Annotated in this window: 22 protein-coding genes; all 22 read right to left on the reverse strand. The window is 41.5% G+C overall.

The features are described from left to right. Positions 1–27 precede the first annotated feature (27 nt). The 22 genes from FQT24_RS04375 to FQT24_RS04485 all read right to left on the reverse strand — a co-directional run bounded on the left by FQT24_RS04375 (position 28) and on the right by FQT24_RS04485 (position 23,921). Entirely contained in the window at positions 28–1,776 is a 1,749-nt protein-coding gene (locus FQT24_RS04375) for an ABC transporter ATP-binding protein (protein WP_143952289.1), read from the reverse strand. A gap of 1 nt (position 1,777) precedes the next feature. Continuing rightward, entirely contained in the window at positions 1,778–3,502 is a 1,725-nt protein-coding gene (locus FQT24_RS04380; protein WP_143952290.1) for an ABC transporter ATP-binding protein, read from the reverse strand. Between the two features lie 60 nt (positions 3,503–3,562). Next, positions 3,563–4,501, reverse strand: coding sequence for a peptide-methionine (R)-S-oxide reductase MsrB (msrB, locus tag FQT24_RS04385; protein WP_143952291.1), 939 nt, complete (start codon positions 4,499–4,501; stop codon positions 3,563–3,565). Between the two features lie 98 nt (positions 4,502–4,599). Beyond that, positions 4,600–5,469, reverse strand: a complete 870-nt coding sequence (thrB, locus tag FQT24_RS04390; protein WP_143952292.1) for a homoserine kinase — start codon at positions 5,467–5,469, stop codon at positions 4,600–4,602. A 1-nt stretch (position 5,470) separates the two neighbouring features. Beyond that, positions 5,471–6,757, reverse strand: coding sequence for a homoserine dehydrogenase (locus FQT24_RS04395; RefSeq protein WP_143952293.1), 1,287 nt, complete (start codon positions 6,755–6,757; stop codon positions 5,471–5,473). A 152-nt stretch (positions 6,758–6,909) separates the two neighbouring features. Continuing rightward, entirely contained in the window at positions 6,910–7,647 is a 738-nt protein-coding gene (gene mecA / locus FQT24_RS04400; protein WP_143953020.1) for an adaptor protein MecA, read from the reverse strand. Positions 7,648–7,961: 314 nt separating this feature from the next. Further along, positions 7,962–8,996: a teichoic acid biosynthesis protein TarQ gene (locus tag FQT24_RS04410; protein WP_143952294.1), complete on the reverse strand. Its 1,035-nt coding sequence runs from the start codon at positions 8,994–8,996 to the stop codon at positions 7,962–7,964. Then, positions 8,989–10,458, reverse strand: a complete 1,470-nt coding sequence (locus FQT24_RS04415; protein ID WP_143952295.1) for an O-antigen polysaccharide polymerase Wzy family protein — start codon at positions 10,456–10,458, stop codon at positions 8,989–8,991. The genes FQT24_RS04410 and FQT24_RS04415 overlap by 8 nt, the downstream gene beginning before the upstream one ends. A gap of 15 nt (positions 10,459–10,473) precedes the next feature. Then, positions 10,474–11,460 carry a glycosyltransferase family 2 protein gene (locus FQT24_RS04420; protein WP_143952296.1) on the reverse strand — a complete coding sequence of 329 codons (987 nt, stop codon included), beginning with the start codon at positions 11,458–11,460 and terminating at the stop codon, positions 10,474–10,476. Position 11,461: 1 nt separating this feature from the next. Further along, the gene (locus tag FQT24_RS04425; RefSeq protein WP_143952297.1) at positions 11,462–12,565 is read right to left on the reverse strand and encodes a glycosyltransferase; all 1,104 of its coding nucleotides are present in this window, start codon (positions 12,563–12,565) and stop codon (positions 11,462–11,464) included. Beyond that, on the reverse strand, positions 12,555–13,400 hold the full coding sequence (locus FQT24_RS04430) for a LicD family protein (protein ID WP_143952298.1): 846 nt from the start codon (positions 13,398–13,400) through the stop codon (positions 12,555–12,557). Before FQT24_RS04430 ends, FQT24_RS04425 begins: the two co-directional genes overlap by 11 nt. Positions 13,401–13,520: 120 nt before the next feature. Then, positions 13,521–14,831 carry an LCP family protein gene (locus tag FQT24_RS04435; protein ID WP_143952299.1) on the reverse strand — a complete coding sequence of 437 codons (1,311 nt, stop codon included), beginning with the start codon at positions 14,829–14,831 and terminating at the stop codon, positions 13,521–13,523. Continuing rightward, positions 14,828–15,676: a prephenate dehydratase gene (gene pheA / locus FQT24_RS04440; RefSeq protein WP_143952300.1), complete on the reverse strand. Its 849-nt coding sequence runs from the start codon at positions 15,674–15,676 to the stop codon at positions 14,828–14,830. Before pheA ends, FQT24_RS04435 begins: the two co-directional genes overlap by 4 nt. Beyond that, the gene (locus FQT24_RS04445; RefSeq protein ID WP_143952301.1) at positions 15,673–16,149 is read right to left on the reverse strand and encodes a shikimate kinase; all 477 of its coding nucleotides are present in this window, start codon (positions 16,147–16,149) and stop codon (positions 15,673–15,675) included. The genes pheA and FQT24_RS04445 overlap by 4 nt, the downstream gene beginning before the upstream one ends. Continuing rightward, positions 16,142–17,425, reverse strand: coding sequence for a 3-phosphoshikimate 1-carboxyvinyltransferase (gene aroA, locus FQT24_RS04450; protein ID WP_143952302.1), 1,284 nt, complete (start codon positions 17,423–17,425; stop codon positions 16,142–16,144). Before aroA ends, FQT24_RS04445 begins: the two co-directional genes overlap by 8 nt. Before the next feature lie 90 nt (positions 17,426–17,515). Continuing rightward, entirely contained in the window at positions 17,516–17,854 is a 339-nt protein-coding gene (locus FQT24_RS04455) for a YlbF/YmcA family competence regulator (RefSeq protein WP_000065980.1), read from the reverse strand. Between the two features lie 10 nt (positions 17,855–17,864). Next, positions 17,865–18,968, reverse strand: coding sequence for a prephenate dehydrogenase (locus FQT24_RS04460; protein WP_143952303.1), 1,104 nt, complete (start codon positions 18,966–18,968; stop codon positions 17,865–17,867). A 9-nt stretch (positions 18,969–18,977) separates the two neighbouring features. Next, positions 18,978–20,144 (reverse strand): chorismate synthase, encoded by a 1,167-nt coding sequence (gene aroC, locus FQT24_RS04465; RefSeq protein WP_143952304.1) that lies wholly within the window; start codon positions 20,142–20,144, stop codon positions 18,978–18,980. Positions 20,145–20,153: 9 nt separating this feature from the next. Further along, the gene (gene aroB, locus FQT24_RS04470) at positions 20,154–21,221 is read right to left on the reverse strand and encodes a 3-dehydroquinate synthase (RefSeq protein ID WP_143952305.1); all 1,068 of its coding nucleotides are present in this window, start codon (positions 21,219–21,221) and stop codon (positions 20,154–20,156) included. 18 nt (positions 21,222–21,239) lie between these two features. Then, positions 21,240–22,094 (reverse strand): shikimate dehydrogenase, encoded by an 855-nt coding sequence (locus FQT24_RS04475; protein ID WP_143952306.1) that lies wholly within the window; start codon positions 22,092–22,094, stop codon positions 21,240–21,242. Beyond that, positions 22,084–22,761 carry a type I 3-dehydroquinate dehydratase gene (aroD, locus tag FQT24_RS04480; protein ID WP_143952307.1) on the reverse strand — a complete coding sequence of 226 codons (678 nt, stop codon included), beginning with the start codon at positions 22,759–22,761 and terminating at the stop codon, positions 22,084–22,086. Before aroD ends, FQT24_RS04475 begins: the two co-directional genes overlap by 11 nt. After that, entirely contained in the window at positions 22,758–23,921 is a 1,164-nt protein-coding gene (locus FQT24_RS04485) for a class I SAM-dependent rRNA methyltransferase (RefSeq protein ID WP_185952543.1), read from the reverse strand. Before FQT24_RS04485 ends, aroD begins: the two co-directional genes overlap by 4 nt. Positions 23,922–24,038: the final 117 nt, after the last annotated feature.

The following is a 24,038-nucleotide window of genomic DNA, read 5'->3' on the forward strand; positions in this document are numbered from 1 at the left end:
GTCTATAAGATTTTAAAATAGAAAGGATTATTCAGAGCTAAAAGCTGCAGCTTGCTGCATTTGGTAATACTTGCCCTTTCTAGCTATGAGATCCTGATGGTTTCCATACTCCACGATGTCACCATCCACCAAGACAAGAATCAGATCCGCATCCTGAATGGTTGACAAGCGGTGGGCGATGATAAAGCTTGTGCGCCCCTTCATGAGTTTAGCAAAGGCATCCTGAACCAGCACTTCTGTCCGTGTATCGATGGAAGAAGTCGCCTCGTCTAAGATAAGAATCTTTGGAATAGCCAGAAAGACTCGGGCAATTGTCAAAAGCTGGGCTTGACCAACAGAAAGAGATTCTCCAGCATTTTCCAACTTAGTATCGTATCCCTGAGGCAACTGTTGGATGAAAAAGTCTGCATTGGCTGCTTTGGCAGCAGCAATCACCTGCTCCCGACTGGCTTCAGGGTTACCAAAGGCAATATTGTCATGAATAGTCCCTTGCTTAAGCCAGGTTTCTTGGAGCACCATTCCAAACTGTTGTCGTAAAGAGGCACGACTATAGCCATAAATGGATTTCCCGTCTAGCAAGATATCTCCCAAGTTAATAGGATAAAAACGCATGAGGAGATTGATAAGAGTTGATTTGCCAGCACCTGTCGGACCAACGATAGCCACCTTGATACCAGCTGGAATATCAATAGATAAATCCTTAATCAAAATCTTTTCAGGATGGTAACCAAAAGAGACATGTTTAAAGGAAATAGCTCCTTTAACTTGGTCACTGGTCAAGACTTCCTTACCAGTTTCAGCCAGCTCAGTGCTATCTAAGACAGCATAGACACGCTCTGCGCAAGCAAGAGCACTTTGCAATTCGGCTAGAACTGAGGAAATATCGTTAAAGGGCTTAGTGTACTGTTGGACATAATTCAAAAAAGTCACTAAACGCCCGATAGTCAAGGTAGAGCCTATCATGATACGATAAGCTCCCACTCCAGCTAGAAGCGCATAAATGAGCGCATTTACAAAGCGAGTCGAAGGATTAACTGTTGAAGAATAAAAGATAGCTGACTGAGAATAACCTGCATAATTGGCATTAGCCTCGTGCAGCCTTTGGATAAACTCTTCCTGAGCATTAAAGGACTGGATAATGGTCTGCTGGTTCAACGATTCTTCAATCAACTGAGTCTGAATCCCCCTCGTCTCTGTTTGCTTCTGGAAGAGATGATAGGATCTCTTGGCAATAAAACGTGAAATTACCATAGACAGTGGCGTCAACAGCAAGACTAAGAGAGTCATGAGGAGATGAATCTGAAGCATGGCTAGAATACTAACAAAAATCATCAAGACACCAATGAAAAATTGGTTAAAAATCATGGTCAAGCCAGTTGCCAACTGTTCGATGTCCGTGGTTACACGACTGACCATTTCTCCACTTCCTTGTCGATCCACAAAGGCAATCGGTAAACGATGGAGCTTATGGATGATTCGCTCTCGCAAGTCTCTGGTATAAGAAAAGATTAGGCGATTATAGAGGAGAGGATTGACCCACTGCACAAGGGTATTTCCTATGACCACCAAGATCATTTGGAGAAAAATCTGCCAAAAAACTGATGAAGAACCAGCCACCATGGCTTGGTCAATGACCTGCCCAATCAAGATAGGAAGATAAATTGATAAGGCAACCTGGGCAATAGTTCCTAGAAAGGCTAGGAAAAGGAGGAAGGGATGACTTGCTAAATCTTTTGCCAAACGTTTGAGCGTCTGGTTTGCAGTTTGTCGTCTCATACTAGTCCTCCTTACCATGTTGGGATGCATTGATTTCGCGATAAACTTGACTGGATTTCATCAAGTCCTCGTGCTTGCCGATAGCTAGGAGCTCCCCTTTTTCCAAGAGGAGAATCTGGTCAGCCATCTGTAAAGTCGAGGTTCGTTGAGAGATCAAGATTAAACTGGTATTTGGCAGATTTTCTCGGATAGCTTTCAAGAGCTTGGACTCGGTAATGGTGTCCAGTGCCGAGGTTGCATCATCTAGGATGAGAAATGGAGCCTGACGCAAGACTGCGCGAGCAATAGACAGCCTTTGTTTTTGTCCACCTGAGAAATTTCGCCCTCCTGCCTCAACAGTGGCATCCAAAACTCCTTCCTTTTCACTGACAAAATCCTTAGCTTGAGCAATCTCCAAGGCCTGCCAGAGTTCTTGGTCAGTCACTTCTTGATTTAAGCCAAAAGTCAAGTTGGAACGAATAGTCCCCTTAAAGAGTTCGACCTTTTGAGGAACATAGGCAATCCAAGACCGCCACTGCTCAAGATTACGAGGACTACATCCATCTCGATAAAGGTCAATGCTTCCCTTATCTATTGAATAAAGACCAAGTAAGACTTGCACCAGGCTTGATTTACCAGAACCAGTTCCCCCAATGATACCCAGGTTTTTCCCTTGCTTCATATCAAAGGAAATGTCTCTTAGAGAAGGTTGAGCTGCATCAGGATAGGTAAAGGTCAATTCTTGGACTTGTAAAACCTGCTCGCTGGTAACTTGCTTTTGTTCTAACTCTGAGCGGATGTCTTCGGGAGCTTCGACAAAGACCTCCTCAATTCGCTTGGCTGAGATATAGGACTGGTTGAGAGAATTTATCAGCATGGCTAGCTTGACCAATTCCACCAAGATCTGCAATAGATAATTGATAAGAGCAATCAAGGCACCTTGACTAAGCAAGCCTCCTTGAATAGAAACATATCCCTGCCAGATAACAACGAGGAGAGTTCCATTAACAATCAGATAGGTCAGAGGAGTTAATAAACTAGACCAGAAACCTGTCTTTTCTTGTAATCTAGCATAGACTTGGTTAAAAGTTTGAAAAATCTGTAACTCTCGTTTTTCTTGTCCAAAAGCTCGAATAACCCGCATCCCTTGTAATTGCTGGCGCGTTTCTTGAACCAGTTGATCCGTTTTCTTTCTCAGACTGCTGTAGAGAGGATTGACCAGTCGAGAGAGCCCTACAATAATAATGGTCAAAATGACAACCATGACCAAGAACCAGAAAGTCAGCTCAGCTGAGATTCTATAAGCCATAAAAATAGCACCAAAAACGATAATAGGCGCTCGTAAAAAGAGACGCAGGAATTGATTGATCCCAGTCTGAATCTGGTAAGTGTCCGAAGTCAAGCGAGTGACCAAGCTAGAAGTTGTCAAACGGTCTCTGCTGTCCTTAGGTAAAGATAGAATGTGACGATAAAGATCGTCTGTCAATTCTTTGGCAAATCCAACCGCAGCCTTAGCTGAGTAGAACTGGGCTATTAAGGCCACTACAACACCAATTACTGCAAAGATAAGGAGCAAACCAATCTGCATCCAGAGATGACCTTGATTTTTCTGGGGCAAGGATTGGTCAACAATCCCAGCAATCACCATGGGAACCAAGAGCTCAAAAACAGCTTCAAGCAGCTTGAACAAGGGTGCCAAAATTGATTCTTTGATATAGGGTTTGAAGTAAGATAATAGGTGTTTCATAAATCCCTTCTATTCTTATTCTGGAAATAAAGAAAGTGGGAAGTGCCCACCCTCTCTGATTTATTTGTTTAAGTAAGGTAGTAGATAGCCATATCCTGCTTCTTCCATCTCATCCTTGGATACAAAACGCAAGGATGCAGAATTAATACAGTAACGCAGGCCACCTAACTCCTGAGGACCATCTGTGAAAACATGACCCAAGTGAGCATTCCCCGACCGAGAACGAACCTCAATTCGCTCCATTCCATGACTGAGATCCTTGTAATAATGAATCAACTCTTTGGAAATCGGACGGCTAAAACTTGGCCAACCACAACCTGAGGCAAACTTATCCTTGGCAAAAAAGAGTGGCTCACCTGTCGTGATGTCTACATAAATTCCCTCTTCAAAGGTTTGGTCATAGGCATTGGTAAATGGAGCCTCTGTAGCAGCTTCTTGCGTGACACGATAGGACTCTTCAGTTAAGCTTTCCTTTAACACTTCTTGACTAGGCTTTTCATAGTTTGCTGCATCAATTAATGGCTTATCAGCATCAGTCACATCGATATGACAGTAACCTGAAGGATTTTTCTTAAGATAGTCTTGGTGGTAATCTTCAGCTAAAATATAGTGACGAAGTTTCTCCACCTCTACTGCAATCTTTCGACCAAGCATGCGCTCCTGCTCCTGAACAACTGTATAGATAGCTGGCAAGTCTGCTTCATTCTGGTAATATATACCGGTTCGATACTGACGTCCACGGTCATTCCCTTGTTGATTGACTGATAATGGAGCAATAACACGGAAATAATAAAGTAAAATCTCTCTGAGTGATACTGTCTTCTCATCATAAATCACTTGAACCGTTTCTGCATGGTCTGTTTCCTTGAGCAGCTGGTAATTGGTCGTTTCGACTTGACCATTAGCGTAGCCAACACTAGTTGCTAGCACTCCAGAAATGCGTGAAAAATATTCCTCTAGGCCCCAAAAACAACCACCTGCTAGATAAATTTCTGCCATCTTTATTTCTCCTTTATCAAGTTTTTAACTCAAATTCTTTTCAAAAAAAGGATAGGAAGCCCTCTAGTCAAGAGTTTCCCCATCCTATCATCTATTCTTTATTTTGCTTCGACACGGACACCTTGGGTATCAACTTTCAAGTCATGAAGTTTTCCTTTGAAGGGTTGCTTTTCCAATTCAGCCTTAATCGTTGGCATCTTGTCATGAGAAGCCAAAACCATAACTGTCGGACCAGCACCAGAGAGGTAGGTTGCATAGGCACCATTTTCTTTGGCTACTTGCTTAATCGTCGCAAATTCTCTCACCAAGTCCTGACGATAGCGCTCGTGGAAGAGGTCTCCCTCGATTGCTTGCCCAGCGGTCACCATGTCTCCTGCCAACAAGGCCGCAACCGCCACATTGGCGATAGAACTAGCTGCAACAGCTTCCTTATAGGACAATTTCTTAGGCAAGACACCACGGCTATCTCGAGTACGCAATTCATAGTTTGGAATGTAGGCTAGGAAATCACACTCTGGGAAGTCTGCTACGATAGCAGAAACTTGTCCATCAACAGAGCTTGCAATAACGAGATTACCATAAATGGCTGGAGCCACATTGTCAGGATGTCCTTCAATCTTAGTCGCCAACTGCAATTTTTCATGATCAGACAAGTTGAGATTCCCCAGTTGGTTTGCTAGTTCAATCCCAGCAACGATAACCGAGCTAGAAGAACCCAAACCACGCGCCAAGGGAACATCACTGGTCATTTTCAAACGTCTTGGTTGCAAGTCTGGTACAATTTGCAAAGCAATTTTTAGTAAGAGATTACGCTCATCATGGGGAATCCATTTGCCAATCTGGTGTTCAATCAACCACTCTTCTCGTTCTTCGCAGACCTCAATTTGAAGATACTTGGTTACAGCTACACCGACCGAGTCAAATCCTGGCCCGATATTGGCACTGGTTGCAGGTACAATAATTTTCATCTTATTCTCCTAGCACCTTGAAGGTATTCAAGAGGTCGAATTCTGAAACCTTCTTCAATTCAGCTGAGACATTTTCAAGTTGAGATTTATTAATCTTGTGTGTAATGATCACGACACGCGCCTTGTCACCCTCTTTGCCATCTTGAAGGATTTGTTTGAAGGAAATATCTTGGGCATTAAAGATTTCAGCCAACTTCAAGACCTGACCTTTTGAGTCTGGTGCCAAGATTGAGAAGTAGTAATTAGCTTTGACATCTTCTGGATTAGCCAAGACCAAGTCACGACTGTATTCGTTGAAGTCTTTACCGATGGTACCGTCATTCAAGCGACGAACGATACGGACAATATCTGCTACAACACTTGTTGCAGTTGGTTTTTGACCCGCACCTGGTCCGTAGTACATAGACTCACCAATACCAATAGATTCTACAAAGACAGCGTTCATTACGCCATTCACACTGGCAAGTGGATGCGCTTTAGGAAGGAAGGTTGGAGTCACTTCTGCAACAATTCCTGAAGGAGTTTCCTCGATAGAACCAACCAATTTCACTACATAGCCAAGTTCTTGGGCTACAGCTACATCTTCTGGTGTGATGTTACGAATTCCCTTGTGGGCTACATCATCAAAGGCAACCTTCATACCAAAGGCAAATTGGCTCAAAATAACCATCTTGTAGGCTGCATCAATCCCATCCACGTCATTGGTCGGGTCGCTTTCTGCAAATCCTAGTCTTTGCGCTTCCGCAAGAGCATCATCGTAAGACCAACCTTCTTCCACCATCTTGGTCATCATGAAGTTGGAAGTTCCGTTAACCACTCCAAGCACGCGCGTGACTTTATCAGAAGCAAACGAATTTGCCAATGTACGAAGAATTGGAATCCCACCAGCTACTGCTGCTTCGTAGTAAAGTGCTACATTATGCTCTTTAGCGATTTCTAACAATTCTGCACCATGGACAGCCAAAAGGTCCTTATTGGCAGTCACAACATGCTTTCCAGCTTCCAAGGCACGAGTGATAAAGGTTTTAGCAGGTTCAATACGTCCCATCAATTCCACTACTATGGTAATATCTTGGTCTGATAAAATATCATCCACATTGGTTACAAAGTTAAAGTCATTCCCTGCTGCAAGCAAGCGATTCTTTTCATCTTCATCCTTGACCAATACCTTGGCAACTTCAATCTCTGAATGTGCTGATTGATTGATTTTTTCTCCATTTTCCTTTAGGAGGAAAGGCACACCACTTGCAACGGTACCAAATCCTAGTAAAGCAATTTTAACTGTCATGTTTGTCTCCTCGAAATTTTCTAATATAGCCATTATAACAGAATTTTGTGAAAATTCCTATCCAAGAAAACCACTATTTATAGATAGAAAAGAAAAAAACGAACCATCTGATTCGCTCTTCTTAAAATCTAGAAATAGCTTTCCAGAAAGGATTATCCAATCTTTTGCAAATTGAGCACTGCATCGTGATTCAGCAAAACTTGACCATACTCTTGCAAGACTGAACGACTGATGTCACTATCGTCCGCAAACTCGCGCATACGAGCCAACAACCAAGCTGGATATGGACTTGGATGATTTTCAATATCCACTAAAATGGTCAAATAATAGCGCTCGTTCATCTTGTAGAGTTCAGAAGTTTCCATCTCAAAAGTCACTGTCTTGGCAAAAGCCACCAAGTCAGCCAATTTTGTAAAAGAAAGGATGTAGTAGATATAAGGCTCTTTCTTGCCTTCAACTTCTTGTTCAGCCTGCTCCTGCTCTTCTTCCTTGGCTTCTACTTGCTCTAAAGATTGAATCGCTTCGATATCATCCTTGGTTTTGTCCGCGATGCTTTTTTCCAAGGTTTTGATAAATTCATCTGGCGACATTTGGGCCAATTTTTCCATATCTGGTAAATCCGATAAGTCTTCAAAATCTAGATTTTGGTCAATCTTTGATTTGGTTACAAAGACATCGACCTTATCAGGTTTTGGAGTCACACGGAAGCTCAACATACCTGTATCCAAAAAGCTCTCAGGCATCTCTAACTCATCCAAGATAGCATAAAAGAACTCTTCTGTTTTTTCTTGAGGAACGAGAAAGTCAGCAATCTCCATGCCACGATCCATCAAATCCTCTAAAGACATCGTGATTTTCAAAGTTGTATCACTAATTTGTTTCATTTTCATTGCTAGTAACCTCATACTTTCAGTTCTATCTATTATACTAGATTTTTAAGATTTTATCAAAAGAAGGCTCCTCTATCGGGGTAGATTTTCCATAGGATAACTTCTGTAGAAGACTCTAATACTCTTCGAAAATCTCTTCAAACCACGTCAACTTTATCTACAACCTCAAAGCGGTGCTTTGAGCAACCTGCGGCTAGCTTCCTAGTTTGCTTTTTGATTTTCATTGAGTATAAGAGAAAATTTCTGCAAACAAATAGAAAAAGCCTTCAAAATCGGCTCTTAGCCAACCTTGAAGACCTAATACATCAGAAAGCTTATAGTTTAAAGGTTGCTACACCGAGGATAGAACGATTTAAGTTTCGAAGGATTTGAAGACTTTGCTCAAATTTCTTATAACGAGTTACTCCGTATTCTTCAACAAGAAGGACTGTATCTCTTTCCAAAAGAGATGGTACGTCCTGTAAATCTACAAAATGAATTCCTTTTAAAGCCTCTTGATTTTGTTTCAATTTATCTAGAATAGCTTTATTTGAGCTAATGATAGTCAATTCTTGTCCAGCATTTTTGTATGACAAAACATCTGCTAGGTTGGCAATTGTTGTAATCTCTGTTACAAAATCAATTTGATACTGAGAAAAATCACCTGCTCTATTGATTGTTGGATTAAAGAGATAAACTAACACATTTCCCATCACAACCAAAATCACACAGACCACTCCAATAACAGCTAAACGAAGAATCAGATTTTTCACATTTAAGCCGAGCGCTGTTTCACCATTTGCATTCAATTCTTTAGAGTTGATGGTTTCTAATTTTTCAATTTTCACATTTGCATAGGTATGTTTAAATTTCTCAATCAACCCATCAATTTTTCGCTCCAACAAGTCATTGGCATCTTTACTTGGTGTCAAAATTTTCACACCAACCCCTGCATCGTCAATCATATAGTAGACGGTCAATTTTTTCCACCAATAGTCATTCGTTGAATTTTTCAAGGTTGTTTCGGTCGTATCCAATTCACTGGCAATTTTTTTCAACTCACTGGGTTCTACATCATTAAAAAGATAAGCTCCATTCAAATTTCCATCAATCAATTTCCCATAAAAATCACTATAACCACCAATTTGATGATTCAAAATCGTTTTAGCTGAATCTTCTGGAGGAGTGATTTTATAGCTAAGATAAGTTGAATAACTTGTTGTGTCTTTGACAGTGTTTTTATTCTTAACTGCCTTAATTGTAAATGGTACAGCAATGAGAGCAAATAAAGCGATGAGAGCTAAAATATTTACTTTTCGTTTTTTATAAAGATTTGCAAACAAATCAGCTACTGAATAATGTTCAAACATGATTTTTTTCTCCTTTGTTGAGTAGATACTGGTTCTCTTTTGTAAGCATTTTTGCTACAAATATAATCACAAGAACAATTCCCCAGAATTGCATTGTAAATAGATTGAAGAAACTTTCTGAAAAGCTACTTCTTGGCATAAAGAATAGATTATTCAAGATGAGTAGGGACAAGGTAAATAGGATTGTTCTTGAACGATAGGCTACTTGCAGCATGGCTATGAATAACATACCTAGCAAGAGACTAAGTAGAAAGACTCCTATCATACCATAGTCTGTATACAACTCCATAATATAGCTACTTCCAATACCATGTCCTTTCAAGTATTCCTTGTTCAAGACTAGATAGGATAGATTGTGGGCATAACTATTACTATCAATAGCTAATTCCACACTATTGGTTGTATGTTCAAAGGCTTTTCCTCCGAAAATAGCCCCCAAACTTCCCCTCGCAAAATAATCAAGAACAGGACCAAAAGTAAAATTACGGAAATCTCGGTAAGGGAGGCTACTGTTAAATAGAAAACCTCGAGCTAAAACACCAAAACTAGTCCCTTGTTTATAGATAAAGTCAAGCAGGATATCCCAAAATCCTGTATGGGAAACTTGGACATTATCCCGTACATAATTGAGCACTCCCATCGCCAACATGAGAATAGGAGAACCTACAAAAATCGCCAACTTTTCTTTAAACCCAATCCATTTTCCTTTTTCAGTTTGCTCCCGCATAAAGTAATAAACAAAAGCAAATAAAATACTTAAAATAAAGGGATTTCGTGTTCCAATTGCCAAATGAATGGTATTAGCTGCTATAAAGGAGACAAGCACTGCTGTTGCCTGCAATTTCTTAGGCTTGGTTGCCAGATACATACACATTGCATAGACCGTAAAGGTAGACAAAATGTAGGTAAAATAAGGCAGTTTACTTTCAAAATTTGCATAGTAGGCATAATAGGAAGTCTGCAAGCGATACAGGAGCCGTTCAAATAACCGAATGAAATAGAAAGGATAGGTTAGAAGAAAAACTCCTAGCGATACAAAGCGCAACCGCTTGATATAAACCTCTTTTAGAGAACTTCCTATCTTGGGTACTTGTATTTTCTTCCTAGCTATAAAATAACGAGCCAGGATGCCTCCTGTCGTCAAGCCCAGAATCGAAACCATGACAACTATAAAGGCAAAACGATAGGCTATCGGATGATAGATATCCAAAGCACCATCTCTAAAATAATCAATGGTTGGCCTTGATACCAAAAAGACAAAAATGGTTAAAAAGAAAATAAAATGAATGATATAATACTTGATATCGTTCCAACAAGCAATTAAGCTACTAACCAGTAAGAACAATAAAGTAGAAAGCAAGCTAACATTGTTATTATTAAACAGGTACACAATTCCACTTACTAGCGTCAAAGCGTAGCTGACTATGGTCAAACTAAATAACAATCGTTTTCCATCAATCACTCGCTCACCCCCGTTCTAATGTAATTTTTTAGATTTTTCAATATTTTTCAGCAATAAGAATCGGTATAAGGAAATATTTAGGAATAGAGCCAAAGCACTAATTCTTCTGCCCTTACGGAAAATAGGATTCCTAGCAATAGCAATGGCATGGCCTTTTAAAAAACGATGAATCTGGGAATAGGCTTCAAACTGTTTATACTGATCATCTAGCAACATCTTATCCAGAATAAAGAAGTGGGCATAAGCCAATCTGAAAAAAGCAACCTCTTTCAAGTCAGGATAGTTTTTCACAACTTCATTGTAAAACTTTTGATAGATATCAATATAGGCTAAATCCTTCTTTGCATAGGGTTTAGTCGTAATACTATCCCCTCTATGGAAATAGTAATAATAGGGTTTGGTATTAACAACGTACTTCTTGGCCAACTTGATTAAATCAAAATGATAATAAGCATCTTCGTAAATCAATCCCTTTGGAAAGGATAGGGCAGTTGCAATCTCTCTCTTGATTAGCTTATTGCAGATCGTTCCAGGTATTTTTTCACCTATGAGGTATTCCCTCAGAAATGTTTGGGAATCACAGACAAAATAGTCATCCTGATTGGCTGACTGTGGGCTTTCATCATTAGCATAGACATTCATGACACCACAGCTCGAAACATCCGCATCTTCTTGAATTAATTGCTCATATAAGCTCTGAATCATTTCTGGATGGATATAATCATCTGAGTCAATAAAAATCAGATAGTCTCCGTGAGCCTGCTTCATTCCATCGTTTCGTGCTTGCGACAAACCTTCATTCTTTTTATGAAGCACTGACACCCTGTCATCTTGTTTAGCGATTGAATCACACAAGCGACCACTTTCATCCGTTGCTCCATCATCAACAAGAATGATTTCCAGATTCTGATAGGTCTGCTTCTGAATGGAAGCTATCGATTTTTCTAGGTACTGCGCCACATTATAGACTGGCACAATCACACTGATTAATGCAGTTTCCATGCTACTCCTCTAATAGTTTTTCTACTTGTTCGATTTGTTTGGCAATTGTGAATTGTTGAATGAATTGGCTAGCCTCATTGACATCGAAGTTTGAGGCAGAGGTCATGTAGTTCGTAATTGCCTGAGCTGCCTCTTGATTGCTCTCAATGATTTGTCCAAATCGTCCTTCTTGGGATAATTCCTCAGCCCCTCCGACATCCGTAGAGACAAAAGGAAGTCCCAGACTCAAGGCTTCCACATACACTCCAGGAAAACCTTCTTGTTTAGACATAGACAAGAGAACTTTCGTATGAGATAAATACTGATAAGGATTTTTTTGATAACCAAGGAAATGTACATAGTCTTCAAGCTCATATTCTTTGACGCGTTTTTTCAGTTCCTCTTCCATATCCCCAGCCCCGATAAAATAGAGATGATAGTTTTTTCCCTCTTGGTGTAATAATCGTATCACTTCCACCACACGGTCAGAACCCTTATTTTCCTCAATCCGTCCGATAGTACAGATACTTTGAGGCGCAATCTCGATATCGATCTTCTCTTGAGATTTTTCTAAAATAGTCTTAAAATCATATCCATTGTAGACCGTCTGTAATTTCGAAGCATAATCTGGATAGACTTCCTTGATAGAATTGCTGGTTTTATTCGAAATTCCTACAATGGTATCCGCAGCATCCAACTGGCGTCTATGTGATTCTCTTTTAGAGCTATCCTTAATAAATTCTTCGATACTTCCATGAATCCAGGAAATCTTCTTGACTTCTTTTCTTTTAGAGAACAAAAGTGGAGGATTCATAATAGTAAAGGAAACTTCAACATCATAGTCATCTCTTACAAGCAAGCGACGTGTCAATCTTGGAAAATAAATTCTCATTCTCCACAAAAGAGCTCGTAACCATCTAGCTTGGCGATAATCCTGAAGGGATTTTAAAATGCCTACATGCTTGGGAACAGATTCGTATCCCTTATCAAAATGTTCCATTTCAAGAATATCAATATCATACTTTTCTGGATCTAGATTTGAAACAATGGTAGATAGAATCTTCTCTGCTCCACCCCCGAGAGAAAAAGACCACATAAAAAATAATATTTTTTTCTTAGCCACCATATTCTCCCTTATATTCTGTATAAGACTTATCCATATCAGCGATGACAGCGTCATGATGTGGTAACTGCTTGTCTGCTGGTGGAGGTGTCATGTAGTCTCCAAAAGCAGTGCTGAGATAGGCATCATAGCCAACTGGAACGGGCATCTCTGTCTCTTCAAATGGCAAGAAAAGATTATCCTCAAAAGATTCGATTAGGTACTTGTTTCTCATGTAACCAGGACCCGAGCATAATTCCGTGATTCCATCGCTCTCAGCTAGACTGTACTTGATCATTTCTTTTTCAGCTTTTTTCCAAATGCGATAACGGAGAGATTTTGGAGTCAACCCCAGTAAAATACGGCTTCCCCACTTCATAAGTGCGCCATGTTTTTCTGGAATAGTTTGCGCACAAAAAAGAGAATAAATCAAGGCCCAACGAACCTGTTTTTTCCGCTCAGCTGGATTTTTAGGATAATAATCCAAAGGCAAAACATCCAAGGCCAGACCATGTGGCAATTCTAAATCCTGCTGATAAGGTTTGATACAGGTCGTTTCCTTATCACGAATGGTAATAAAAAGATTGCGGTCGACAAAATCCTTGTTACTCTTCGACAAGAAATAACGCTCATCTGCATAACGAGGCCATAATTCTGCTAATTTCTCATAATCTTTACGGGGCATAAAAAAATCTAGATCATCATCCCAAGGAATAAACCCCCTGTTTCGAAGGGCACCAATAGCACCTCCACCACAGAGATAACAAAGCAAATCATGTTCCTTGCAAAAAGCCACAAAATATTCAGCCATCTCCAGACTTCGAGCCTGAATTGCTTTTAAATCAGTCATATTGTTCATTATTCTTTCTATCGTATCGTTCCATTATACCACAAATAAGGGATGAAAATCTATTGCAGACTGTAAAAAATCAAAGCCTGACTGCTAGATAAATAGCCTTCAAACTTTGATTTTTCTATCTTATCTCATTCCCATTTGAGCAAGCTTGGTTTGATATTTATTTTGATCGACTTGGAGAGCTAAACCTCCATAGACATCATAGGCATCGACCCAATCACCTAGTTCTGGAACTGTTAATCTTTCAATGCCATTTTGCGCTCCATCTAGGAAGGATAAACCATTGGTCAGTAGGAAACCATAGGGAACATTCGTAGAGGTCATCCCAAAGACCTTACCAAGTGCTTCTGATCCAGTAAAGAGTTTGGTTGGATCCTTGAGTTGCTGCAGAACAGCTGTCAACACTTGCTGTTGTCTCTTGGTACGACCATAATCACCTTCGTCATCATCACGGAAACGTGCATAATTGAGCAAGGTTGATCCATTCATCTGCTGTTTTCCGACTTTAATCGTCTGGGTTGGAGACTCTGTTTCCGTAGCATGCAAATCATCTCCCACCGTAGCTTCGGTTAAGGGTTGACCTTCTATGGTTGAGAATTTGGCGTCAATCGTTACACCGTCAGGAAAGAGAGTGTCAATAGCGGTTGCGAAGGCCTGGAAGTCTACCAAGGCGTAGTACTTAATGTCCAAGTCAAAATTGTCTTTTAAGACTTTTCGGACCATTTCTGCCCCTTTTTGCCCCTCTTGTTCCCCCAACTCATAGGCCACATTCAACTTATTATCGGATTGCTTTCTACCGTTAATGACTTGGCTGTAACCATCTATATAAACCAAATTGTCACGCATAAAGCTGGCCAGCTTGATTTTTTTATCTGAGCCACCAACGTTTAGAACCATAATCGAGTCCGTTCTCGTCTCAGCACTGTTCTGGCCAATCCGTCCATCCGTCCCCATAATCAAAATATTGACCCCATCCTTTGTATCTTGACCATGAAAAACTTCTACTTGAGCTGCCTTAGCATTGGCAGGTTTGGTTGGATCCGCATTTGAATAACCTTTTAGGAACATAAAAATCATGCCAAAACCGACACAGGCTAAAAGAGCAAGCAATCCTGCAAAAATGCGCCCCCAACGAATCTTACGTTTCTTGGACTTAACCTTTGGAAGAGAATGGCTTTTCTGGTATTTTTTTGCACGACTACGGTTACCATAGGATGGAAGAGGAGACTGGTTGACTGGTTCCATGAAAGACTCTTCCATATCGTGATTTTCATTATAAATTTCTGGTGAAGCTTCACTACCACTAGCCATATTTAACTTACCTTGCAGGTAAGCAAACTCTTTTTTCTCTCGCTCATTGAGGTAATGAATGTTCTTAAAGAGATAGTCATAACGTAACTGCTCGTGATGGCTTAAAGGATTTTCTTTACTCATCTTTTCTCCTTTCCATGGTCTGATATTGGATAAATAGGATAGGCGCCCAGTACTTTATACTGGATTCCAATCGCCTCTAATTCTTTTTGGGCAAAGTGGACCAAGTCCTTATCCGCATAATCAACATCGATAATGAAAAAGTATTCTCCCAGTGCTGTCTTGAGTGGTCGACTTTCAATTTTTGTCAGGTCAATTCCTCTCCAAGCAAAGGTTGAAAGAGCCTTGTAGAGGGCACCGGGAAGGTTGTCCGGTAAGGTCAAGGCCAAACTCATTTTCTCAGTTTGTGCTTTCAAGGGAATAGAAGGCATTTCAGCTCCCAAAACCCAGAAACGTGTGAAATTGGCTTCCATTTCTTGAATATCCTCGGCAATCAGTTCTAAACCATATTCTTCTGCAGAACTTCTTGGTGCAATGGCTGCATAAGGCTGGTCTGGATGTTCGGAAATAAAACGGGCCGCATAAGCTGTACTAGCTGTTACCTCGATTTGGGCTTCTGGATATTGTTTATCGATGAATTTCTTTCCTTGAGCCAAAGCCTGAGGATGAGAAAAAATCTTTTCAATCTTAGTATGGCCTGGAACCACCATCAACTGCTGATGAATAGGCTGAACGATTTCTGCAACTGCTTGAATGCGAGCCTGATGAAAAAGGTAGTCCAAGGTTTCATGAACACTACCCTCGATAGAATTTTCAACTGGCACCACAGAATAGTCCACTAATCCTTGCTCATAGGCCTTGATGACATCTGTAATGTTGGCAAAGGCCTGCAATTCCTCCTGAGGAAAAGCTGTCTGCACAACGTGGTGTGAAAATGATCCCTTGGGACCTAGATAAGCAATTTTCATCTCAGTTCCTCTATAATTTCCTCTGGGCTTAACTCGGTCACATCTAAAACCCGACTAGCTACTTCCTCATACCAAGCCTGTCTTTCTTGAAAAATAGCTGCAAGTTCTTCCTTGCTATTATTTAGAAAAAGCGGACGCTGATTATCCTTATCAGCTGCGATACGGTGGTAGAGGGTTTCAAAATCAGCTTTCAGATAGATGTTATCAGAATTTGTCTTTAGTAAGTCACGATTTCGCTGAGAAACGACCACTCCTCCACCAGTTGACACAACTTGGTCTCTTTGTAGTAAATCTGCTAGAACTTCAGACTCTATCTGACGAAAGGCTTCTTCTCCCTTTTCCACGAAAAATTCCGCAATGGGCATGCCTAAGCGCTTCTCTATCAGAGCATCCATATCAAGGTAATTAGGGTCCAAGCCTCTTGCAATAGTCGATTTGCCAGCTCCCATAAATCCTAGTAATACCTTAGCCATGAATCAAGTTCTCCAAATCATCAAAGAAGCTAGGATAGCTGGTATTGATAGCTTCAGCACGATCAAGATCCACCTCTCCATTTGCAACCAAGAGGGCCGCGATAGCCGTCATCATGCCGATACGATGGTCTCCAAAAGTATTGACTCTAGCACCGTGAAGGGCTGATTTTCCTTTGATAATCATTCCATCTGCTGTAGGTGTGATATCCGCACCCATGCTATTTAAAGCATCTGCTACCACCTGAATGCGATCTGTTTCCTTAACCTTAAGTTCCTCAGCATCCTTGATAACTGTGACACCTTGGGCTTGAGTCGCAAGTAGAGCGATAACTGGCAATTCATCAATCAAGCGTGGAATCAAGGCTCCACTAATTTCTATTCCTTTCAAGTCTGAAGACTCAACAGTTAAGGTAGCAGATTTAGCGACTGGGTCAATATCAGTCATTTCCAATTTTCCACCCATGGCACGAATGACATCGATGATACCTGTACGCGTTTCGTTGATGCCTACATTCTTAAGCACCACACGAGAGTTTGGAACAATCAAACCTGCGACTAGCCAAAAGGCTGCACTGGAAATATCTCCTGGAACAACCACCTTTTGTCCTGTCAATTTTTGCGGTCCTTGGACTGTGATTTTCTTGCCGTCCACACTTAAATGGCCACCAAATTGTTGTAACATATCTTCAGTATGATTACGGGTGCACTCTTTTTCGATAATAACAGACTCCCCCTGAGCCTGCAAGGCCGCAAACATCAAGGCTGACTTAACCTGGGCAGATGCAATTGGCAACTCATAATGAATAGGTTTTAGGTTTTTCGTCCCTTTTAAATGAAGGGGAGGCAGGTCTCGCTCAGTTTGTCCTGAGATGCTGACACCCATTTTTTTCAGAGGAAGGGTCACACGGTCCATAGGACGTTTGGAAAGACTATCGTCTCCGAACATCTCTACTTCAAAATCTGTACCAGCAAGGACACCTGAAATCAGACGAATCGAGGTTCCAGAATTTCCCATATCAAGGGCATTTTGCGGCGCTTTTAAGCCATCCATGCCTACACCTTGAATGGTAATAACCCCATCTTTGTCCTCAATTTCAACACCAAGGTCACGAAAAACCTGCATGGTCGAAAGAACGTCTTCACCTCGCAGAATATCATAAACCTTGGTCTCACCCTCAGCCAAACTTCCAAAGATAATAGAACGGTGACTGATAGACTTGTCACCTGGAACTCGGATACTGCCGTGTAAGTGGCGAATGTTTGTTTTTAGTTTCATACTAGACCTCATACTTGCAATACTTTTACTTATTTTATCATAAAAAGCCAGAAATTCCTTAAAATTTCTGACTTTATGATAGTTATTTTCTTATTTTAGCAATTCTGAAACTGGTTCGAAAACAATTTTTTCAATATCAGAAAGGTAAATTGCCAATTGTTGTTGCTTGGTAAAGAATTCTGACAAAAGGCTGTTCCCCTGAATCTGCTTGCCAAAGCCTTCCATCTTAGCTTGGAAGGAAGCATCTGGCATTTGACCTGTCTGCGCTAGTCTTTGAATTTCCTCTTGGAAAGCAACATATTCTGTAAAGATTTTGCTTGCCTCAGCATCTGCTGAAATCGCATCTTTAGCTGCTTTGACAGCCTTGTATTCTGGTAATTCGCGTAGACCGCGACTGAGTTCATTTGCACTATCGTAAATATTTGACATAATTTTCTCCTTATTTGATAACGACTGTGTAGTCGGTGTTTTCTGTTATGAGGTTCTCAGCTCGTTCTAAATCTTGAGCGTTTTTAAATGAAATTTGTAGAATCCCGTGAATATCCTCACGGTTTTCCTCGTTGATATGAATATTGACCAAGGAAGTTCCACGTAGCAGTTCCAAAATCCTCAGGATAACATCTTCTTCATCGGGAACATCGACATAAAGGTCATAAGAGCTATCCACGCCACCACGCTTATGGATTTCCATAGCCTGACGTTGCTCACACGCTTGGTTGAAAAAGTTCCAGATTTGGTTTTCATCACCCTTGCTAATGGCCTTGCTAACCTCATCCAATCGTTCCTTGAAATCCTCAATTCGATCTAGAATAGTCTCACGATTGGACAAGAGAATGGAAGTCCACATACCTGGCTCGCTTTCCGCAATTCGAGTCATATCTCGAAAACCACCAGCCGCAAAGCGCCTTGCCATCTCATGTTCTTGAGCATAAACCGCGGTCTGTTCCATGAGACTGGAAGCCAGAATATGAGGAAAATGGCTAATCTGAGAAGTCACACGATCATGCTCCTTGGCATCAATCTCGATAAAACGAGCATGAAGACCTGAAAGCAGATACTTCATTTCCGCAAGTGTGTCAGAACTTGTCAGGTTCGAAGGCGTAAAGATATAATAGGCATTTTCAAAAAGATTGACATCCGCAGAAGCAGCCCCTGTCTTGTGACTACCAGCCATGGGATGGGCTCCGACGAAGCGAACAGGTTTGCCAGCCAAATATTGCTCCGCCACATCCACAATGGCTGACTTAGTCGAACCAGCATCTGAGATAATCACTCCTTCTTTCAAGTCCAAGTTAGCCAACTCCTTAATGAAAGCAATAGTTTGTTTGATTGGCAAGCTGAGAATAATGATATCTGCCAGAGGAGCAAAACTAGCAAAATCATCCGTTGCACGGTCAATCATGCCCTCTTTCAAGGCGACATCTCTCGAAGCTTGACTGCGATTATAACCTACAATTTCATAATCTGGATGATCGCGTTTGATCCCGAGTGCCATAGAGGCACCAATCAGACCAAGGCCTGCGATATAGACTGTTTTTGCCATAGGAACTCCTTAATAGTTCTTTGCATACTCTCGATGTTTGGATACCGCTTCTTTTAATTCCTCTAGATTGTCTGATGAGAATTTTTCAAGGATTTCTTGTGCCAGAACCGTTGCCACAACAGCTTCCATGACCACTCCTGCAGCTGGAAGAGCAGTCGGATCACTTCTCTCCACAGTTGCCTTGTAAGGTTCATGGGTTTCGATATCCACACTCATAAGAGGTTTATAAAGAGTAGGAATGGGTTTCATGACGCCACGAACAACAATCGGTTGCCCATTAGTCATACCACCTTCAAAACCGCCAAGATTGTTAGTACGACGAGTATAGCCGTCTTCTTTAGACCAGAGAATTTCATCCATAACTTGACTGCCTTTACGATAACCAGCTTCAAAGCCAAGACCAAATTCCACTCCTTTAAAAGCATTGATAGAAACAACGGCTTGTGCCAATCTTGCATCCAATTTTCTGTCCCATTGGACATAGGAACCAAGACCAACTGGAACGCCTCCGACGACTGTCTCCACAACCCCACCGATGGTATCACCGTCACGTTTGATTTGGTCAATGTAATCCTTGATTTCCTGTTCTCTTTCTTGGTTGACAATAGAAACGTCAGACTGGGCAGCTCGTTCCTTAATCTCAGCGACTGTGAGATTTTCAGGAACATCGATTTCCTTGCCACCAAAGACCACGACATGGTTGGCAATTTCCATATCCAACTCAGCCAAGAGGCGTTTGGCTACTGCCCCGACTGCCACCCGCATGGTGGTTTCACGAGCTGATGAACGTTCTAAAGAATTTCTCAAATCATCAAAACGGTACTTGATCCCCCCAACCAAGTCGGCGTGACCGGGGCGAGGATGGGTGATTTTTCGTTTGCTTTTAAGTCGCTCTTCAATGTCCTCCGCAGACATGATATCCAGCCATTTCTGATGGTCCTTATTGACGACATCCATGGTGATGGGAGCCCCTGTCGTCTTCCCATGGCGAACGCCTGAAGTAAAGACAACCTGGTCACTCTCAATCTTCATACGACCACCGCGGCCGTATCCACCCTGACGACGTTTCAAATCCTCATTGATGTCCTCTGCTGTCAAAGGAAGTCCTGCTGGAATTCCTTCAATGATAGCCGTCAGACGGGGGCCGTGTGATTCTCCTGCAGTTAAATATCTCATACACTCTCCTTATTTTACCAAGTAGTCTTTCATCTCTTCCAGAGAAACTTGGTGAATGGTCGCTGAACCAAGCTCTGGCACCAAGACCAATTTCAAGGTATTGCCACGCGCCTTCTTATCATGAGTCAAAGCCTGATAAAGCTTGTCAACATCCCAGTTTTCATAATCAACAGGCAAGCCAAACTTCTGACACATTTCTGTGATGGACTGGGTAATGCCAGCTGGCATGAGGCCTTTTTCCTCAGCCACCTTGGAAATCTGCACCATGCCCATGGCCACAGCTTCTCCATGCATGACCTTGCCATAACCAGCCGTCGCTTCAATAGCATGACCAATAGTATGGCCAAAATTGAGGTAAAGGCGAACACCATTGTCCAACTCATCCTCAACTACCATCTTACGCTTAACCTGGCAAGAATGTTCAATCAAGGTCTCTGCATGTTCCAGAATGCTCTCAACAGAACCATCCAGCTCCGTCAAAAGAGACCAAAGTGCTGGATCCTCAATCAAGCCGTACTTGATAACCTCACCCATTCCTTCAATCAATTCTCTTTTTCCGAGAGTTTCAAGAACAAGTGGATCAATCAGAACCCCGTCTGGTTGGGCAAAGGTACCCACCATATTCTTAGCAAATGGAGTGTTAACGCCTGTCTTTCCGCCGATAGAAGAATCAACCTGAGCTGTCAAGCTAGTCGGAATCTGAACAAAGTGAATACCCCGCATATAGGTAGAGGCTACGAAACCAGCCAGGTCTCCAACGACACCACCTCCGAGAGCCACGATTCCATCACTACGAGTCAGACCTTGCTTGACTAAAAATTCATAGACTTTCTGGACAGTAGTTAAATTCTTTCTTTCTTCGCCTTCTAAAAAGTCAAAAACTGCTACCTGAAAACCAGCATCTTCTAGGCTGAGCTTGACCTTCTCTGCATAAAGAGAAGCTACATGGTTATCTGTCACAATGACTACCTTTTGTGGTTGCCAGAGTTCTCGCAACCATTGACCAGCCTGAGCCAGACAACCTTTTTCAATCTGAATATCATAAGGATGATGAGGAATATCGATTCTGATTTTCATAGGAGAATCTCCCTTTCTTTATTGGTATTTTTCTGTTAAGGACTGCCAAATCTCTTCCGTCGGCATTTCCTTGCCTGTCCACAGTTGAAAGGCTTCTGCAGCTTGATAGAGCAACATTCCCAGACCATTGACGGCTGAATTACCCTGACTTCTGGCCCATTTTAAAAATGGCGTTTCAAAGGGTTGGTAAATGATATCTGCTACTAAAAGAGTTTCTGATAGGACAATGCTTTCAGGAACTGGGGATGATTTACCATCCATGCCCACACTGGTGGCATTGACAAGTAAATCCGACTCAGCAATCCTTGCTTGCAGTTCAGGAACACCTTCTAAAGCATACAAGTCCACTTTAAAGCCTGTCTTCTCCTGTAACTTGTCTAGATAAGGTCTTGTTTTTTCCATAGAAACTGAACGAACAAAGACCGAAATCTGACTGACGCCATCCAAAATAGCTTGCGCCAAGATAGACTTAGCCGCACCACCTGCACCCAGCAGGGTCATCTTTTTACCTGTAATTGTAAAAGAAGGCAAGCTCTTAAAAAATCCCTTGCCATCTGTATTATATCCAATTAAATTGCCATTCTCATTGACAACCGTATTGACCGCACCAATCAAGTGCGCTTCGTCACTCAGCTCATCCAAATAAGGAATCACCTGCTCCTTATAGGGCATAGACAGGTTGATGCCAAACATCTGGTAGCGACGAATATTAGCCACTGTTTCTGCCAAGTCACCTGCTTCAATCTCCCAAGCCACGTAAACACCATTTGTAGCTGTCGCCTCAAAGGCACTATTGTGGATAAAGGGGGAAATAGAATGCTTAATAGGATTGGCAACAACGGCAGCTAAACGTGTATAGCCATCAAGCTTCATCCAAAATCTCCCTGATTTTTTTCATGCTAGCTAGAGAAATCTGACCTGGGGCACTGGCCTCATCTAGACTAGCAAAAGACCAGCTCGAACCCGTCACATCCGCAGTGATACGAGAGACCTTGCCCACCTTGCCCATAGAAATGGTCACATATTCCTGCTCAGGATTGAGGGTTTTAAAGCCTCGTGTATAGTTCATCAAGTCTAGCACATCCTGCTCCGTGTGAGCCATCACCGCAACCTTAACAAGTTTTGGATTTAAGCTCGTCAGCTCTGACAAGATTTCCATCATGTTTTCGGGTGTTTCTTGGAAATTATGGTAACTCAAAACAAGATTTGGGAAGTCCAGCATTTCCTCAAAAACATCCTTGTAGCTATAGTACTCAAAATCAATATAGTCTGGTTGATAGAGTTGCGCCACTTTCTTGATTAGATGGATATATTCTTCTGGAGAAAGGTCGATTTCTCTCCCTTCAGCGCGAGTTCGCAATGTGAAAACCAACTCACGACCTGCAAATTTTTCAAAAATAGCTGGAGCTACCTGCAAAATCGCTTCTTTAGGCAGATAGTCGGCACGCCATTCAATGATGTCGGCATCCAGATACCTCGTAGCATCCAGAGCCTGAGCTTCCTCTAAACTTCTTGGCATTACTGAAACGATTAATTTCATTTACTAACCTTCATACTAATCACCTTGAGGTAATTACTACTTTCATCTTTTTTATTATAGGCAAAATCTGCTGGAAGACCGTATTTATTTAAAATCTGGTAACTTCTTCCTGCAAAACCTTTATCAATTTGTTCTGTAAATTTCTGGCGGGAAACATTGGCAGCATTGGTACTAGCAATGATAATCCCTCCCGGATTTAAAATCTCAAGACTCTGGGAAATCAACTTGTGATAATCCTTGGTCACAGAGAAGGTTTGTTTTTTGTTCCGAGCAAAGCTAGGCGGATCTAGGACAATCACATCGTAAGTCAAGCCTTTTCGCTTAGCATACTTGAAATACTCAAAGACATCCATGACTATAAAACGATGGTCGTCGGTACTGATTCCATTTGCCTGAAAATGCGCTTGAGACAATTCTCGTGAACGTTTAGCTAGGTCAACCGAAGTAGTCTGGCTTGCTCCTCCCATGGCCGCAGCTACTGAAAAGGCTGCTGTGTAGGAAAACATATTGAGCAAGGATTTACCCATAGCCAACCCATCCACTAGACTACCACGAACCTCGTGCTGATCTAGGAAAATCCCTGTCATCAAGCCATCATTCATAAAGACTTGATACAGAACACCATTTTCCAGAACAGTGAAAAAGTCAGGTGCTTCTTGGCCATAAACATGGGCAGATTCATAGTCCAAACCCTTAAAACGGATCTTCTCATAGGTCCCTAAAACCTCAGGAAAAACCTGTCTAAAGGCTTCTGAGATGGTCTGACGAATCTGATAAACATAAGAGTTATACCAAGAAAAAACAGCATAGTCGCCATAAAGGTCCACTGTCAGACCGCCAAAGCCATCTCCCTCTTGGTTGAAGAGACGAAAGGCAGTTGTCAATTCGTCTTGATAGTAGGCACTTCTCTTTTCTTTAGCTTGTCTAAACAGTGCTTCAAAGAAAGCTTGATTGAAGGTCACCTTATCTGTGCTCACAAACCAGCCCAAGCCCTTGTTTTGCTGAGAAAGGTAGGCAGTACCAAGAAAGTTTCCATCTTGACTATGAACTTCTACTTCCTGATCCTTGAGATGAACATCTGCAAGGTCGCTAGCTTCTAGTAAAACAAGCCCCTTGGAAAGCTTTTTTTCAACCCGTTTGTTGACTCTTATTCTATTCATAGTCACTATTATAGCAAATTTTGTGACAATTCTCAAAAAAGAAACTACCCTTGCTTTTTTACTCTAGTTTTAAAAAATGGTATACTAATACTAATAAAAACTTAGGAAGTAATTGTG

Source organism: Streptococcus mitis, from assembly GCF_901542415.1.
In the GTDB taxonomy this organism is placed as follows: Bacteria; Bacillota; Bacilli; order Lactobacillales; family Streptococcaceae; genus Streptococcus; species Streptococcus mitis_BL.